The following is a 16755-nucleotide window of genomic DNA, read 5'->3' on the forward strand; positions in this document are numbered from 1 at the left end:
AGGGGCGACGCGATGGGATTTAGGCTGCCGAGCCCGGTTCGCCCAGAGGCAGCGTCGATGGGGGCGGCGATGGACTGCCCTGGTGCTTAACCCTTCAGCATCGCCAGCGCGTCGCGAAGCCGCCCGCCGGCCTGCTCAAGGGCGTCCCGGGCGCGCTCGGGGCTTGCGCCCTCGACGAGGAGGACCGCGAGCTTCACGTGGCCCCCGGCCCGCTCGAGGGCGTCGCCCGCGGCGTCGGGCGTGCAGCCCGTGAGATGGGTCAGCATGGCGATGCTGCGGCGTTCCAGCTTGGCGTTGACGGCCTGCACGTCCACCATGAGCCCGTCATGGACGCGGCCCAGGCGGATCATCACGAGGGACGACAGGAGGTTCAAGGCCACCTTCTGGGCGGTGCCGGCCTTCATGCGGGTGGAGCCCGCGATGCTCTCGGCGCCCGTGTCGAGGAGGATGCCGTGGTCGGCCTCGCTCAAGAGAGGCGTGCCGGGATTGTTGGCGATGCCGATCCCGAGCGCGCCGACGCGCCGCGCCTCGCGCAGGATGCCGAGCGTGTAGGGCGTCGATCCGCTCGCCGCCACCGCGACGACGGCGTCGTCGGGCGAGAGCCCCGCGGCGCGCGCCTCCCCCGCCCCGTCCTCCGCCTGGTCCTCGGCCCGCTCGACGGGATGCAGCAGGGCCCGCTCGCCGCCGGCTAGAAGAAAGACGAGGCGCTCAGGGGGCCAGCCGAAGGTGGGCGTCAGCTCCGCGCCGTCCTGCACGGCAAGCCGCCCCGACGTGCCGGCCCCCGCATAGACGAGCCGCCCGCCGCGGCGCATGCGCGCCTCGACCGCGAGCGCCGCCGCCTCCAGCGCGGGCCGGGCCGCGCGCACGGCGGCCACCGCCGCGAGCTGGCCCTCGACGAGCGCGTCGAGGATGTCGGCGGGGGGCCAGGCGTCGATGCCGGCGAAACGGGGGCTGACGGATTCGGTGGTCAAGACGGTCGCGCTCCCTCGGGGCTTGCCCCGTGAGAACCATCGGGACGCCCTTGGGTTCTGCCCCGGCGCTCCCGACATGACGGGTGAACACGCGGGGGGGAGGGTTCGGCTTGGCCGCGATGCTGCATCTTGGGGTCGACGGCGGCGGCACGGGCTGCCGCGCCCGCCTGTGCGCGCCGGACGGCACGGTGCTCGGCGAAGGCCGGGGCGGGCCCGCGAACCTGCGCTTCGGGGTGGCGGAGGCGCTCGACGCCGTGGCCGAGGCGGCGCGGCACGCCCTGGCGGCCGCGGGGCTCGGCGAAGGCGATCTCGCCCGCGTCGCGGCGGGCCTCGGCCTTGCGGGCGCCAGCGAGCCCGCCCTCGCTACGGCAGCGGCGGCGCATCCCCACCCCTACGGCGCGGTCGCCATCGCGACGGATGCCGGCATCGCGTGCCTTGGCGCCCATGCGGGCGGGGACGGCGGCATCGTGATCGTCGGCACGGGCACCATCGCCTGGGCCGTGATCGGGGGCCGCGAGCACCGGATCGGCGGCTGGGGCTACCCCCTCTCCGACGAGGGCAGCGGCGCCTGGATCGGGGCCGAGGCCCTGCGCCGCACCCTGTGGGCCCATGACGGGCGAGGACCCCGCACCCCTCTCGTCGAGGCGGTCTTCGACCGCTTCGGGGGCGACCCGCACGGGATCGTCGCCTTCATGACGGGAGCGAAGCCCCGCGATTTCGGCGGGCTCGCGCCCCTCGTGGTGGATCGCGCCGGGGCAGGCGACCCGCTTGCCGTCGCGATCATGCAAGACGCCGGCGCCCATGTGGACGCGCTTGCGCGGCGGCTCGTGGAGCTCGGCGCGGGGCGCATCGCGCTGTCAGGGGGCTTGAGCGGGCCGATCGGCCCCTTTCTCGCGGACGAGACCCGCCGCCACCTCGTGCCGGCCCGGGGCGACGCTCTCGACGGCGCTGTCGCCCTGGCCCGATCGCTCGCGGGCCCGGATCGCGCGGCGCCCGAGGGGCGTTAGACGAGCAGCCGAGGGAGGGACGCGATGGCGGACGAGAGCAAGATGGCAGCCGAGATCAGGGAGGCGCCTGCCGTGGTGGCCCGCCAGGCGGAGGCCTTGAGGGCTCCGGTCGCGGATCTCGCGGCGCGGCTTCGCGCCCGTCCGCCCCGCGTGGTCGTCACCTGCGCCCGGGGCAGCTCCGCCCATGCCGCCACCTTCGGCAAGCACCTCATCGAGCGCACCCTCGGCATCCCCGTCGCCGCCGCCTCGCCCGTGATCGCCACCGTGTACGGGCGCCCGCTGAACCTGGAGGGGCAGCTCTTCCTCACCGTCTCGCAATCGGGCCGCAGCGACGATCTCATCGAGCAGGCGCGCTCCGCCAAGGCGGGGGGCGCGCTCACCGTGGCCCTCGTCAACGCCGTCGACAGCCCGCTGGCGCAGGCCTGCGACGTGGTCCTGCCCATGGAGGCGGGCCCCGAGCTCAGCGTCGCGGCCACCAAGACCTTCGTCGCCTCGGCGAGCGCGCTCCTGACGCTTGCGGCCGCGTGGTCGGGCGAGCGGGCCATGGGCGAGGCCCTCGGGCGCCTGCCCGAGCGCCTGGAGCGCGCCTGCGGCCTCGACTGGTCGGCCGCGCTCCCGGCCCTTGCCGACGCGGTGAACCTCGTCACCATCGGCCGCGGCCCGACGCTCGCGATCGCCCGCGAGGCGGCGCTGAAGCTCAAGGAGACCTGCAACCTGCACGGGGAGGCCTTCAGCGGCGCCGAGTTCATGCACGGCCCGGTCACCCTCGTGGGCGACGATTTCCCGATCCTCATGTTCGTCCCGAACGATGCCGGGGCGGAGGGCATGGGACGGCTCGCGGCCTCGCTTCGCCAGAAGGGCGCCGACCTCTTCGCCGCCGGCCTGGACGACGGCGGCCTGCCGGCGCTTCCCCCCGACCATGCCGACGCGGACGCGATCTGCCTCGTCCAGGCCTTCTATGGCCTCGCCGTCCGCCTTGCCGAGCGGCGTGGCATCGACGTCGACCAGCCGCGCCACCTCCAGAAGGTCACCCGCACCCGCTGACCTCGCCCCTCAAGGCTCCGCCCGGCCCGCGAGGGCCCCGTAGGCGACGGCCGTGAGGAGCCCATTGCCCGAGAGGTAGCCCGAGGCCCGGCTGCCCGAGACGCCGCAGGCCGCACCCCCGGCGGCATAGAGGTTCGGCAGGGCCGACCCGTCGGGGCGCAGGACCCGCGCCCGCCCGTCCACCACGAGCCCGCCCTGGGTGTGGAACAGGGCGCCCGTGACCCGCACGGCGTGGTAGGGCGGCGCCAGGGGCGGGACGCCCGCGAAGGAGCGGCCGAAATCGTCGGTGTCGCCTCTGCGCTTGCAAGCCTCCACCGCCTCGAAGGTCGCCATGAACGCCTCCACGGGCAGCCCCAGGCGCCCGGCCAGGGCGTCTGGCGTATCGGCCTGAGGCACGGCGCCCGCGGCCTCCGCCCGGCGGAAATCCTCGAACTGGCGGGCGATGCCCGCGATGCGCGCGTCGAACACGCAGACCGCGAGCCCCTCGGGCTGCGCCAGCACGGGGGCGGCGGCCTCCGAATAGCCCCCCGTCTCGTCGGCGAAGCGGCGGCCCTCCAGGTTCACCTGGAAGCCGCCCTCCATGATCACGGCCCAGGTGATGAGGATCCCGTGGGGATGGGCCACAGAACCGTGGCCCTGATGGCCCGAGAGGTGGCGCGTGGCGGCGCCCAGGGCCTCACCCCAGAGCACCGCGTCGCCCTGGTTGCCCGGATGGCCGAAATAGAGCCCCTCGGCGAGGTCGGGCACGTGGCGGCGCACGAGGTCGCGGTGCCCGCCATAGCCGTTGCAGGCGAGGATCAGCCGCCCGCAGCCGATGCGCTCGCGCGAGCCGTCCGGCCGGGCGATCTCCACGCCCGCGACCCGGTCCGAGGCGTCGGCGAACAGCGCCACGACATGAGCCTCGGGCAGGATGTCGACCCCAGCCGCCTCCGCCGCCGCCCTCAGCCGGTCGATCAGCTCCTCGCCCGAGCGAGAGGGCAGGCCGTGCATGCGCAGGGCCGAGTGGCCGGGATAGCGGAAATCCTCGATGAGCGAGAAGGGCAGGCCGTGCCGGCCGGCGAGCCATTCGAGCACAGGGCCCACGGTCTCCGTCACGGCCGCCACCGCCGCCGCGTCCGGCTCGCCGTGCGCCTTCTTGAGGATGTCGGCGGCAAAGAGCGCGGGGCTGTCCTCGATCCCCGCCGCCCGCTGCCAGCGGGTGCCGGCCGCGGGCACGAGGCCCGCCGAGAGCGCCGTGGAGCCGCGCGGCACGGGATCGCGCTCGAGCACCAGGGCCTCCACCCCGGCCTCGCGGGCCGCGAGCGCCGCGACCAACCCCGCCGCGCCCCCGCCCACCACGAGGAGCGGCACCTCGGCCTCGAACTCGGGCACCTCGCGGACGACCCGGCTCATGCGGCCTCGACCTCCCGGGCCATCTCGGCGATCGTCGCCACCCGGCCGACGGGCCGCAGCGCGTCGATGGCGGTGCGGTGCACCTCCGGCGAGAACGCCGCGCAACCGTCCTCCAGCACGATCGCGTCGATGTCGCGCACATGGGCGTCGCGCACGGTGGAGGCGACGCCGCCGTTCGTGACGATGCCCGCCACGAGGAGCCGCTCCACGCCGAGCTTGCGCAGCACCCATTCGAGGCGGGTCATGTAGAAGGCCGAATAGGCCACCTTCTCGATCACGACGTCCGCGGGCTGGAGCTCGTCCACGAGGCGATGGCCCCAGGCGCCGGGCAGGAAGTCGCCCTTCCCGAGGAAGGGCCGCAGCGCCTTCAGATGCGGCGAGACGATCGGCTCGCCGCCCCGCCCGGGCTGGAGGGTGAACTGCGTCGAGACCACGAGCCCGCCCCGCGCCCGCATGAGATCGGCGAGCGGCTTCACCCGGCCCGGCAGCGCCACGATCTCCGCCGCCCCCTGGCCGGCCCGGCTATAGGCGCCGTCGGGGTGGAGGAAGTCGTTCTGCAGGTCGACGATGAGGAGGGCCGTACGGGCGAGATCGAGGGAGCTATGGGCCATGGGGAACTCGACGGTGTCCCCCTCCCCCTTGCGGGGAGGGGTTAGGGGTGGGGGTCGGAAAGTCGGAGCTGGTGATCGGGATTTGGAGCACGCACGCCCGTACAGCCCTATCTTGGATCGACGGCGGATGGCGTCCCGACCCCCACCCCCAGCCCCTTCCCGCAAGGGGGAGGGGGGACTCACAGCACCACCTCGACGAGGTATGGCCCCGGCGCGTCGAGGCCGGCGCGGATGGCGCGGATGAGGGCGTCGGGGGTCTCGGCGCGCGCTGCCTCGACCCCCATGCCGCGGGCGAGATGCACCCAGTCGAGGGCGGGGCGGTCGAGGCTCAGCATGTCGTGGGCCTTGGGGCCCGGATTGGCGCCGACCCCCGCGAGCTCGCCTTTCAGGATCTCGTAGGAGCGGTTGGCGAAGATGAGGGTGAGGACCTTCAAGCCCTCGCGCGCCTGCGTCCACAAGCCCTGGAGCGTGTACATCCCGGAGCCGTCGGCCTGGAGCGTCACCACTTGCCGGTCGGGGCAGGCGACGGCGGCGCCGGTGGCGAGCGGGATGCCGATGCCGATGGATCCGCCCGTGAGCTGGAGCCAGTCGTGGGGCGGCGCCCCCATGGTGGCCCGGAAGAAGTCCCGCCCCGTCGTGATCGATTCGTCGACCACGATGGCGTTCTCGGGCAGGAGCGCGCCGATCACCGCGGCGATCGCGGCGGGATCGAGGGCGCCGCCGTTCGGCAGGGCGGGACGGGACGCCGGCGCGAGAGGCGGCGGGGTCCCGGCCGCGTTCACGGCGTCGGCAAGGCGCGTGAGCGCGTCGATCCCGTCCTGGGCGGGGGTCGCCAGCACGTGCACGTCGCAATCGACGGGCTTCAGCTCGCTCGGCTTGCCCGGATAGCCGAAGAAGGCGACGGGCGCGACGGCGCCCACCAGCACGAGGTGGCGGATCCCTGCGAGCTTCGTCAAGGCCACGTCCACGGGATAGGGCACCCGCTCCACCGCGACCCGGCCCGCGCCGCGCTCCATGCGAGCGTTCGACATCGGCGCCATCAGCCGCGCGCCCGTGGCCTCCGCGATGCGCCCGGCAAGCTCTGGCCCGCGTCCCCTCAAGGTCTTGTCGCCGATGAGGAGCATCACGGGCTCGCCCGAACGCAGCAGCCCCGCGACGTGCCGCACCGCCGCCTCGTCGACCCGCTCGCGTGCGGGGATCGCGGGGACGGGGGCGATCGCGCCGCCCTCGCCCCAGGCGGTGTCGGCGGGCAGGATGAGGGTCGCGATCCCGCCCGGGGGTGAGAGCGAGGCGGCGATGGCCTCCGCCCCGTCCGCCGCCACCGTGAGGGAGTTCTCGGAGGTGCGCATCCAGGCGGAATGTTGCCCGGCGAGCGCCTCGATGTCGGCGGTGAGGGGAGCGTCGAAGCGCCGGTGGAAGGTGGCGTGCTCGCCCACGATGTTGACGATCGGGGTGCGGGCACGCCGGGCGTTGTGGAGGTTGGCGAGCCCGTTGGCGAGGCCGGGCCCCAGATGCAGCAGGGTCGCGGCGGGCTTGTCGGTCATGCGGGCATAGCCGTCGGCTGCGGCCGTGACCACGCCCTCGAACAGGGCGAGCACGCAGCGCACCCCCTCGACCCGGTCGAGGGCGGCGACGAAGTGCATCTCGGAGGTGCCCGGATTGGCGAAGCACACCTCGACGCCCCCGGCATGCAGGGTGCGCACGAGGCTCTCGGCCCCGTTCATCAGCGGCGCGGGAGCGGGGGCGGGGAGGGGCATGACGGTCCGGGAGCTCTCAGAGGATCGGGGCGAGGGCGGCGCGGCGGGAGGCGAGGACGCCGAGCCGCTCCGCGACGGCGGCCGAGCGCGCCGCGCCCCCGGCGGCCTGGGGCGGCGCGATCTCCTCGGCGAAGTGGCAGGCCGCCTCCCGTCCCGTCCCCACCGGCCGGAGCGCGGGCACGTCCGTGCGGCAGCGCTCGCGGGCATGAGGGCAGCGGGTGTGGAAGGCGCAGCCCGGCGGGGGCGCCAGCGGGCTCGGCACGTCGCCCTGCAGGATGATGCGCTCGCGGGCGAGCAGCGGATCGGGGCGGGGCGCCGCCGAGAGGAGCGCCTGGGTATAGGGGTGGCGCGGGTCGTCGTAGAGGATGCGCTTGTCGCCGATCTCGACGATGCGCCCGAGATACATCACGGCGACCCGGTCGGCGATGTGCTTCACCACCGCCAGGTCATGGGCGATGAAGACGTAAGCCAGGCCGAAGCGCGCCTGCAGATCCTGGAGCAGGTTCACCACCTGGGCCTGGATCGAGACGTCGAGGGCCGAGACGGGCTCGTCGCAGACGATGAGGTCCGGGTTGGTGGCGAGCGCCCGCGCCACCCCGATGCGCTGGCGCTGGCCGCCGGAGAACTCGTGGGGATAGCGCTCGCCGTGCTCGGGCGCGAGGCCGACCAGCCCAAGGAGCTCGCGCACCCGCGCATCCGTCTCCGCCCCTTGCGTCAGTCCGTGGAGCTCCAGGGGCTCGGCGAGGATCTGCGCCACCGACAGGCGCGGGTTGAGGGAGGCGAACGGGTCCTGGAACACGATCTGCATCCGCCGCCGCAGCCGCCGCAAGGGCCCCTTGCCGAGCGCCCGCATGTCGGTGCCGTCGAAGGTGACCCGGCCGGCGGTGGGCTCGATCAGGCGCAGGATCAGGCGGCCGAGGGTCGACTTGCCGCAGCCCGACTCGCCGACGAGCGCCAGCGTCTCGCCGCGCCGCAGGGTCAGCGACACCCCGTCGACGGCCTTTACGACCCCGGCGGGCTTGGCAAAGAGCCCGCCGCCGACGGGAAAGTGCTTCACGAGATCCTCGGCGACGAGGAGCGGCCCGCTCATGCCCGGATCTCCTCGATGGGCGCGTACCAGCAGCGCGCCTGATGGCCGGGCCCCAGATCGCGCAACGGCGGCTCCTCGCGCAGGCAGCGGGAATCGGCGAGCGGGCAGCGGGGCGAGAAGCGGCAGCCCTTGGGCATGGCGTTGGGTGCGGGCACCGCGCCCTCGATGGTCTGGAGCCGGCTGCGGCTCTCGTCGAGGCGGGGGATCGAGGCGAGAAGCCCTAAGGTGTAGGGGTGCTGGGCATCCGCGAACAGGGTGCGCACGTCGGCGCGCTCCACCACCTGGCCGGCATACATCACCACCACCTCGTCGGCGGTCTCGGCGATCACGCCGAGGTCGTGCGTGATGAGGACGATGGCGGTGCCGAGCCGCCGCTGGAGATCGCCCATCAGGTCGAGGATCTGGGCCTGGATGGTGACGTCGAGCGCGGTGGTGGGCTCGTCGGCGATGAGGAGCCGGGGATCGCAGGCGAGCGCCATGGCGATCATCACCCGCTGGCGCATGCCGCCCGACATCTCGTGGGGATAGGCGTCGACCCGCGTCTCGGGGGAGGGGATGCGCACGAGACGCAGCATCTCGACTGCCCGCTCGCGGGCCGCCCCCGCCCCCAGGGCGCGATGGCGGCGCAGGCCTTCCACGATCTGGTCGCCGACCCGGTAGACGGGATTGAGCGATGTCATGGGCTCCTGGAAGATCATGGCGATCCGGTCGCCCCGGATTGCCTCCATCTCGGCGCGGCTCTTCTTGAGGAGGTCCTCGCCCTCGAACAGGATTTCGCCCCCCGCCCGGATGCCAGGCGGCTCGGGCACGAGGCCCATGATGGAGAGGGAGGTCACGCTCTTGCCGCAGCCCGACTCGCCCACGATGCCCAGGGTGCGCCCCGGCCGCACGTCGAAGCTCACCCCGTCGACCGCGCGATAGAGGCCGCGCTCGGTGCGAAAATGCGTGCGCAGGTCCCGCACGCTGAGCAGCGGCGCGGGCTCGGGAGCGACGTCGGGCGCGGGGCCGTCCAGGGTGAGGACGCCGTCGGAGGTCATGAGGTCAGAGGTCCTGGTCTGCTTTGGTGACAGTCACCTCTCCCCGCCGTGCGGGGAGAGGGCCTCAAGCCCCCCTGCCGGGGCTTGAGGCGAGGGCGGCAGCCCGAAGGTGAGGGGGCGTTCCCGGACGAGACTCACCCCGTGAGACCCCCTCACCCCCGCTCACCGTCGTTCGCTTGCCGCGCCTGCCGGTCCGCAGGCGCGGCCCTCTCCCCGCCCGGCGGGGAGAGGGGGGATCAGCGCACGAATTTCAGGTCCAGCCCCTTGTAGAGGCCGCACCCGTAGATGTTGTGGGCCTTGATGGGCGCGAGCCGGTTGGAGGCCGCGACCTTCATGGGCTCGTGGAAGAGCGGGATCCACACGTTCTGCTCGTGGACCTGGCGCAGCACCTCGCCATAGGCCTTGGCCCGGTCGGCGGGGTCGACGGCGGTCATGCCCTGGTCGAGGAGCTTGTCGACGCCCGCGTCGCGGAAGTTCATCCGGTTGGGCGACGGGATGTTGCCCGAGCGGAAGTAGAGGTTCAGCGCGTCGCCCGCCGAGATATAGGGGAAGCTCAAGGCGAAGAGGTCGAACTCCTGCGTCGCGAGCTTGCCCCAGCCAGCGGTGGCGTCGAAGAGCTGGATGCGCATGTCGACGCCGATCTTGCGCACGTCGCCCTGCACCGCCTCCATGATGGTGCGGAACTGGGGCGCGCTGAAGCTGTAGCCGAGCGGCGAGAGGCGCTTGCCGTCCTTCACCCGGACGCCGTCGGGCCCGCGAGCCCAGCCCGCCGCGTCGATGATGCGGTTGGCCTCTTCGACATTGGTGCGCGGGAGCTTGCCCTCGATCTCCTTGTTCCAGTCGAGCGCGTCGCGGCTGATATAGGAATTGGCCGGCTCGACCTCGCCGAAGAACAGGTTCTTCGACATGGCGGCCTGGTCGACGGCCATCACCATGGCGCGGCGCACCTCGGGGTCGCTCACGCCCTCCTTGTCGAGCTTGAAGCCGATGAAGTTGGTCCAGAACGCCTCCTTCGACTCGACGACCCGGATCTGCGGGTTGCGGCGCAGGACCTGGTAGCCGGAGAAGGGCACGTATTGCGTGACCTGGGACTGGCCCGTCATCACGGCGGCGAGGCGCGTGGCCTCCTCGGGCACGATCTTCCAGACGATCTCCTGCACCCCGGCCGGGCCCCGGTTCTCGTAGATCGGCGGGCCCCACTTGTAGGCGGCGTGGCGCTTGAGCGTCATGTCGTTGCGGGGCTTCCAGTCGCCCCAGCAGAACGGCCCGGTGCCGTTGAAGCCCTTGACGCCGAAGTCGTTGCCGAGCGCCTCGACATTCGCCTTGTCGATCACGACCGCGAAGCTCTGCGTCAGCTGATAGAGCATCTCGCTGAAGGGCGCCTTCAGCCGGTACTCCACCGTCTGCGGATCTTTCGCGACGATGTCCTCCACGGGGCCGGCGCGCCAGCGCACGGGGGACTTGGTCTCGGGGTCGATCCAGCGCTTCAAGGAATAGACCACGTCGTCGGCGGTCATCCTCTTGCCGTCGCAGAAGCTGACGTCGCCGCGCAGCTTGAACGTATAGGTCTTGCCGTCCTCCGAGACGGTCCAGCTCTCCGCGAGGCCCGGCTTGATGGTGGCCATGTCGTAGTCGAGCGACACGAGGGTGTCGCCCAGCATGAACAGGACCTCGGACGCAGCGCGGGCGGTCGATTTGTGCGGGTCGTAATTGTTGGAATCGAGCTCGCGCACGATCGTGATCGTGTTCTGCGCCAGGGCCGGCCCCGCCGCCATCGTGGCGCCGAGCGCAAGCGCCCCCGCGAGCCATGGCCATCGCTTGAAGCTTGTCACCGTCATGTCCGTTCTCCTCTGGTTTCGATCGGGCGGTGGGCCGCCTCTCATGTGTTGCGAAGGCGGGGATCGAGCGTGTCGCGCAGGGCGTCGCCGAGCACGTTGGCGCACAGGACGACGAGCACGATCATGAGGCTCGGCAGGGTCGAGATGTGGGGGGCGAAGAGAAGAGCGTCGCGCCCCTGCGAGGCCATCATGCCGAGCTCCGCCGCGGGCGGGCGGGCGCCGAGCCCTAGGAACGACAGCACGGCGCCGATGAGGATCACCTGGCCGAATCGCAGGGTGAGGAACACGAAGACCGACGACATGCAGTTGAGCGCGAGATAGCGCCACAGGAGCGTGCGGTCGGGCAGGCCGACGGCGCGGCCCGCCTCCATGAAGTCCTGCCCCATGATCATCACCGCCGCGCCCCGCGTGATGCGCGCCACGTCCGGCACGGTGGCCACCGCGAGCGCCACGATGATGGCGCCCATGCCGGGGCCGATCACCGCCGCGAAGGCGAGCCCGAGCAGGATCGCGGGGAAGGACAGGAGCACGTCGGCCAGCCGCATGAGCACGCCGTCGAGGCGCCGGTAGAAGGCCGCGAACAGCCCGACCAGCACCCCGATCCCGCCCCCGAGCGCCACGGCGAGCACCGCGATGAGAAGGGTGAGGCGGGTGCCGTGGAGGAGGCGGCTCAGCATGTCCCGGCCCTGCCCGTCCGTGCCCAAAAGATAGTCGGCAGTGCCGCCCTCGGCCCAGACGGGGGGCTGGAAGGGGATGGGCTTGGTCTCGAAGGGATCGTGGGGCGAGAGCCAGGGGGCGAGGAGCGCGGCGAGGGTGATCAACGCGAGCACCAGGGCGGCCGCGAGCGCCAGCCGGTCGCGCAGGAGACGGCCGAGGAACGGCGAGGCGCCGCGCCGGCGCCGCAGGGGCAGCTGGGCCAGCGCCGCCCTCATCGGCGCTGCACCCGGGGATCGAGGCCGGCATAGAGCATGTCGACGACCAGGTTGATGAGGATGAAGGACACGGCGAGCACCAGGATGGCGCCCTGGGCCAGGGGCATGTCGTTGGCGAGGATCGCGCCCACCGCGAGCCGCCCGACGCCGGGCCAGGAATAGATCGTCTCCGTCACCACGGCGCCGCCGAGGAGGTAGCCCGCCTGGAGGCCGATGAGCGTCACCACGGGGATGAGCGCGTTGCGCAGCACGTGGCGCAGGATCACGGTGCGCTCCTTGAGGCCCTTGGCCCGGGCGGTGCGCACGTGGTCGGCGTTGAACACCTCGAGCGCCGCCGTGCGGGTCATGCGCGCCACGGGGCCGATGAAGACGAGGCCGAGGGAGAGGGCGGGCAGCGCGATGTGGCGCAGGCCCTCCAGGGTCCATAGGGGGCCGGCGCGGCCCAGGAAGGGCAGGAGCTCCCAGCGATAGCCGATCCACTGCATGAGAAGGAGCCCGATGAAGAAGATCGGCGTCGAGACCCCGAGCACCGAGATCGCGATCACGATCCGGTCGAGGGCGCGCCCCCGGTGGGCGGCGGCGATGGTCCCCAGGCCGATGCCGAGCGGGATCGACCAGACGAGGCAGGCGAGCATCAATTCGAGGGTGGGGCCGATGGCGTCGGCGAGCTCGCTCGCGACGCGGGTGTTGGAGATCATCGAATAGCCGAGGTCCCCCTGAAGCACCCGCACCAGGTAGAGCCCGAACTGCACCGCCACGGGCTTGTCGAGCCCCATCTCGGTCCGGATCCGCGCCACCACCTCGGGCGGCGCCATGGGGCCCGCCACCACCATCGCCGGATCGCCGGGCACGAGCTTCAGGAGCCCGAACCCGAGCAGGAGCACGCCGAACAGGACGGGGATCGACAGGGCGAGACGCGACAGGATGTGGGATGCCATCGCCTCGTTCCGGATCAGGTCGCAGCCACCAGTCCCCCTCCCCATTGCGGGGAGGGGTCAGGGGTGGGGGTCGAAAAGTCGGAGCTGGCGGAGAGGCGGGGCGCACGCACGCTCGTACAGCGCTTTTCTGGACCGGGACCTCTCGCGTCCCGACCCCCACCCCTGGCCCCTCCCCGCAAGGGGGAGGGGGATCCGTATCGCCCCATCACCCCGTCTCCCCGGCCCGGTCGAACGCCACCTCGCCGCCGCGGATCGTGAGATCGCAGCGGGTGTCGTGGAGGATTTCCTCCGGGGTGGCGCCGAGGAGGTCGCGGGAGAACACGGCGACGTCGCCGGCGAGCCCCGGGACGAGGCGGCCGCGGTGGCCCTCCTGGTGGTTCACGTAGGCGCCGAACTCCGTGAAGGCCTGGATCGCCTGCGCGATGTCGACCCGCTCGCTCTCCGCCATGACCGTGCCCCGCTGGGTCTTGCGGGTCAGCATGGTGAAAAAGTTCGGGAAGGGGTCGATGTCGCAGACCGGCGCGTCGCTCGACGCCGCCGGGCGCAGGCCGTGGTCGATCCAGGTCTTCAGGGGGTAGGACGGATCGGCGCGCTCGTGGCCGAGCACGGCGGCGTAGAGATCGCCGAAATCGTACATGAAGACGGGCTGCGGCACGGGCTCGACGCCGAGCCGCACCATGCGCTCGATCTGCGCCGCGCTGTTGAAGCCGCAATGCTCGATGCGGTGGCGCCGGTTCGGGTCGGGCATCCGCGTCAGCGCCCGCTCGAAGGCGTTCAGCGTCTGCTCGATCGCCCGGTCGCCGATGGCGTGGACCGCGAGCTGGTAGCCCTTGGCGTGGTAGTCCTCGACGAAGCCGTTCATCTCGTCGTCGTGGAGCATCATGAGCCCCGTGGTGCGGGGCTCGCCGAGATAGGGCTCGAACATCGCCGCCGTGCGCCCGCCGGCGCTGCCGTCGGTGAAGATCTTCACGGGGCCGACGCGCAGCATGTCGTCGCCCACCCCCGTGATCACCCCGTCGGCATGGCAGCGCTCGACGATGCCGCCGGGGCCGCCGAACAGGCACTGGTTGGTGCGCACCGGCAGCCGGCCCTGGCGCTGGGCCTCGCGATAGGCGATCACCTCGCGATAGCCCGCCCGCATGCCGACGCCCGCGTCCATGACGCTCGTGATGCCGTAGGCGAGGCAGGCCTGGCCCGCATCCTCCACCGCGGCGACGAGCTCCTCGCCCGTGGAGTCGGGGATCACGGTTTTCAGGGCGTCGCGGGCGTTCTCGGCGAGGAGGCCCGTGAGGCGCCCGTCCCGGATCTCGATGGCGCCGCCCTGCGGGGCCTCGCTCGTCTCGTCGATGCCGGCGAGCCGCAGGGCCATGGAATTGGCCACCGCGATGTGGCCGCAGGCCCGGGTCACCACCACGGGGTTGTCGGGCGCGGCCGCGTCGAGTTCGTCGCGAAGGGGATGGCGGCGCACGTCGAGGGCGAACTGGTCGTAGCCCCGGGCCTGAACCCAGGCGCCCGGCCCCAGAGCCCCGGCCCGCTCGCGCACCAGGCCGAGCAGGCGCTCCAGGGTCGGCGCCGCCTTCGGACGCACGTCCACCTGGCGCATGGTGAGGCCGAGCGGCAGGAGATGCATGTGGGCATCGTAGAGCCCCGGCGTCGCGAGGCGTCCGCGCAGGTCCACCACGCGGGTCGCCGGGCCGCGCAGGGCCTCGATCTCCGACGCCCGGCCCGTGGCGAGCACGCGGCCCGCCCACAGCGCCACCGCCTCCGCCACCCCCTCGGCCATGCCGAGGAAGATCCGGCCGTTGGTGAGGATCAGATCGGCTTTGGGAAGCGCGGACATGGGAACTTTCCGTTCGCAGCCCCCGTTCGGAGGGGCTGCCGTAGCGGGACCGCGGCAGCATGGCACGCTGGTTTTCCGCTCCGCAAGTGGGGCGCGGCGCTTCCATCCCCAGACCCGTCTGGGCAAGGTGTGGGATTCGGGGCCCTCGCGGCCCATTGCGTCCCGGGCCCGCGGGGTTACATCCCCCCTCCTGGGCCGTTTTGATGAGGGATCGCCACCATGGCTTCGCACGACAGCAACCCGTTCTTCGCGGACTGGACCACCCCCTTCGAGGCGCCCCCCTTCGACGCGATCCGCCCCGAGCATTTCGAGCCCGCCTTCGCGGCGTCGCTGGCGAGCCACCGCGAGGCGATGGACGCCATCGCGTCCGACACGGGACCGGCCGACTTCGCCACCGTGATCGAGCCGCTGGAGCGTGCCGGGCGCGATCTCGGGCGCGTCGCCATGACGTTCTTCAACCTCACGGGCGCCGACACCAACGACGCCCTCCAGGCCATCGAGCGGGACATGGCGCCCAAGCTCGCCAAGCACTGGAGCGCCATCATGCTCGATGGGCGCCTGTTCGCCCGGGTCGCCGCCATCTTCGCGCGCCGCGACGAGCTCGACCTGACCCCTGAGCAGCGCCGCGTCCTGGAGCGCACGCATCTGGGCTTCGTGCGGGCCGGCGCGCAGCTGCCGCAGGAGAAGAAGGACCGCCTCGCCGCGATCTCCGAGCGCCTCGCGACGCTCGGCACCGCCTTCTCGCAGAACGTCCTCGCCGACGAGAAGTCCTACACCCTCGTGCTGGAGGGGCCCGACGACCTCGCAGGGCTGCCCGACATGCTGCTCGCCGCGGCGGCTCGCACCGCGGCCGAGCGGGGCCTGGAGGGCCGCCACGTCATCACCCTGTCGCGCTCCTCCATCGAGCCCTTCCTCACCTTCTCCGAGCGCCGGGACCTGCGCGAGCGCGCCTTCAAGGCCTGGATCGCCCGGGGCGAGGGCGGGGGCGCCACCGACAACCGTACCGTCATCGCCGAGATGGTGGCCCTGCGGGCCGAGCGGGCGCGGCTGCTCGGCTACGACACCTTCGCCCATTTCAAGCTCGACGACGCCATGGCGAAGACCCCCGACGCCGTGAGCGAGCTCCTGGAGGGCGTCTGGGAGCCGGCCCGGGCCCGTGCCGGGCAGGAACGCGACGCCTTGGCCGCGCTCGCCCGGGCGGAGGGCGCGCCCGCCGACATCGCGCCCTGGGACTGGCGCCACTACGCCGAGAAGGTGCGCCGCGCCCGCCACCGGCTCGACGAGGCGGAGATCAAGCCGTATTTCCAGCTGGAGCGCATGATCGAGGCGGCCTTCGAAGTGGCGACGCGGCTCTTCGGCATCACGTTCCATCCCCGCGCCGACGTGCCCGTCTATCATCCGGACGTGCGGGCCTGGGAGGTGCGCCGCGCCGACGGCTCGCATCTGGGCCTGTTCCTCGGCGACTATTTCGCGCGGCCCTCCAAGCGCTCGGGCGCCTGGATGAGCGCCTATCGCGGCCAGCGCCGGCTCGACGGCGAGGTGCGGCCGATCATCGTCAACGTGATGAACTTCTCCAAGGGCGACCCGGCGCTCCTGTCCTTCGACGACGCCCGCACCCTCTTCCACGAGTTCGGCCACGCGCTGCACGGGCTCCTCTCCGACGTGACCTATCCGTCCATCGCCGGCACGAGCGTAGCGCGCGACTTCGTCGAGCTGCCCTCGCAGCTCTACGAGCACTGGCTCGAGGTGCCGGAGGTGCTGGAGCGCTTCGCCGTCCACCACAAGACCGGCGAGCCCATGCCCCGCGACCTCCTCGACCGGCTGCTCGCCGCCCGCAACTTCAACCAGGGCTTCGCGACGGTGGAATATCTCTCCTCCGCCATCGTCGACCTCGACCTGCACCTGCTGCCGTCGGCCGACAACCTCGACCCGCTCGCCTTCGAGCGCGAGACGCTCGCGCGCATCGACATGCCGGACGAGATCGTCATGCGCCACCGCACGCCGCACTTCACCCACGTGTTCTCGGGCGACGGCTATGCGGCTGGCTATTATTCCTATCTGTGGTCCGAGGTGCTCGACGCGGACGCCTTCAAGGCTTTCGAGGAGGCGGGCGACCCCTTCGACCCGGGGACCGCGCGCCGCCTGCACGACCACATCTACTCGGCGGGCAACCGCCAGGATCCGGCGGAGGCCTACATGGCGTTCCGCGGCCGCATGCCCACCGTGCAGGCGCTTCTCGAGAAGCGGGGTCTCGCCGGGGAAGCGGTCTGACCCGGCACCCGCTCCCCTCGCGGGAGC

General features: G+C 72.5%; 13 protein-coding genes. 3 read left to right on the forward strand and 10 right to left on the reverse strand.

Annotated features, from left to right (window positions below):
• Positions 1-86 precede the first annotated feature (86 nt).
• Complete coding sequence (locus F0L46_RS12795) at positions 87-971, reverse strand: N-acetylmuramic acid 6-phosphate etherase (protein WP_149818085.1); 885 nt, start codon at positions 969-971, stop codon at positions 87-89.
• A gap of 119 nt (positions 972-1090) precedes the next feature.
• On the opposite strand from F0L46_RS12795, the gene F0L46_RS12800 reads away from it, so the two are divergent.
• Both F0L46_RS12800 and F0L46_RS12805 read left to right on the forward strand, forming a co-directional pair.
• On the forward strand, positions 1091-1978 hold the full coding sequence (locus F0L46_RS12800; protein ID WP_240539984.1) for a glucosamine kinase nucleotide-binding domain-containing protein: 888 nt from the start codon (positions 1091-1093) through the stop codon (positions 1976-1978).
• Between the two features lie 24 nt (positions 1979-2002).
• Positions 2003-3022 carry an SIS domain-containing protein gene (locus tag F0L46_RS12805; RefSeq protein WP_149818089.1) on the forward strand — a complete coding sequence of 340 codons (1020 nt, stop codon included), beginning with the start codon at positions 2003-2005 and terminating at the stop codon, positions 3020-3022.
• 9 nt (positions 3023-3031) lie between these two features.
• Here F0L46_RS12805 and F0L46_RS12810 read toward each other — a convergent pair whose 3' ends face one another.
• The 9 genes from F0L46_RS12810 to F0L46_RS12850 all read right to left on the reverse strand — a co-directional run bounded on the left by F0L46_RS12810 (position 3032) and on the right by F0L46_RS12850 (position 14457).
• Positions 3032-4414, reverse strand: a complete 1383-nt coding sequence (locus F0L46_RS12810) for an FAD-dependent oxidoreductase (RefSeq protein ID WP_149818091.1) — start codon at positions 4412-4414, stop codon at positions 3032-3034.
• Positions 4411-5025 (reverse strand): cysteine hydrolase family protein, encoded by a 615-nt coding sequence (locus F0L46_RS12815; RefSeq protein ID WP_149818093.1) that lies wholly within the window; start codon positions 5023-5025, stop codon positions 4411-4413. The genes F0L46_RS12810 and F0L46_RS12815 overlap by 4 nt, the downstream gene beginning before the upstream one ends.
• Positions 5026-5204: 179 nt before the next feature.
• Positions 5205-6749: an acetolactate synthase large subunit gene (locus tag F0L46_RS12820; RefSeq protein WP_149818220.1), complete on the reverse strand. Its 1545-nt coding sequence runs from the start codon at positions 6747-6749 to the stop codon at positions 5205-5207.
• A 49-nt stretch (positions 6750-6798) separates the two neighbouring features.
• Positions 6799-7872, reverse strand: a complete 1074-nt coding sequence (locus F0L46_RS12825) for an ABC transporter ATP-binding protein (protein ID WP_149818095.1) — start codon at positions 7870-7872, stop codon at positions 6799-6801.
• A complete protein-coding gene (locus F0L46_RS12830; protein WP_149818097.1) occupies positions 7869-8909 on the reverse strand; it encodes an ABC transporter ATP-binding protein in 1041 nt (346 codons plus the stop codon). The genes F0L46_RS12825 and F0L46_RS12830 overlap by 4 nt, the downstream gene beginning before the upstream one ends.
• Positions 8910-9145: 236 nt before the next feature.
• Positions 9146-10747, reverse strand: coding sequence for an ABC transporter substrate-binding protein (locus F0L46_RS12835; RefSeq protein WP_149818099.1), 1602 nt, complete (start codon positions 10745-10747; stop codon positions 9146-9148).
• Positions 10748-10788: 41 nt separating this feature from the next.
• Entirely contained in the window at positions 10789-11679 is an 891-nt protein-coding gene (locus F0L46_RS12840) for an ABC transporter permease (RefSeq protein WP_149818101.1), read from the reverse strand.
• Positions 11676-12617 (reverse strand): ABC transporter permease, encoded by a 942-nt coding sequence (locus F0L46_RS12845; protein ID WP_149818103.1) that lies wholly within the window; start codon positions 12615-12617, stop codon positions 11676-11678. The genes F0L46_RS12840 and F0L46_RS12845 overlap by 4 nt, the downstream gene beginning before the upstream one ends.
• Before the next feature lie 205 nt (positions 12618-12822).
• A complete protein-coding gene (locus F0L46_RS12850) occupies positions 12823-14457 on the reverse strand; it encodes an amidohydrolase (protein WP_149818105.1) in 1635 nt (544 codons plus the stop codon).
• Positions 14458-14676: 219 nt separating this feature from the next.
• Between F0L46_RS12850 and F0L46_RS12855 the strand changes: the two genes are divergently transcribed.
• Entirely contained in the window at positions 14677-16728 is a 2052-nt protein-coding gene (locus tag F0L46_RS12855; protein WP_149818107.1) for a M3 family metallopeptidase, read from the forward strand.
• The last annotated feature ends 27 nt before the right edge of the window (positions 16729-16755 follow it).

It is taken from the genome of Salinarimonas soli (assembly GCF_008386575.1).
Classification (GTDB): Bacteria; Pseudomonadota; Alphaproteobacteria; order Rhizobiales; family Beijerinckiaceae; genus Salinarimonas_A; species Salinarimonas_A soli.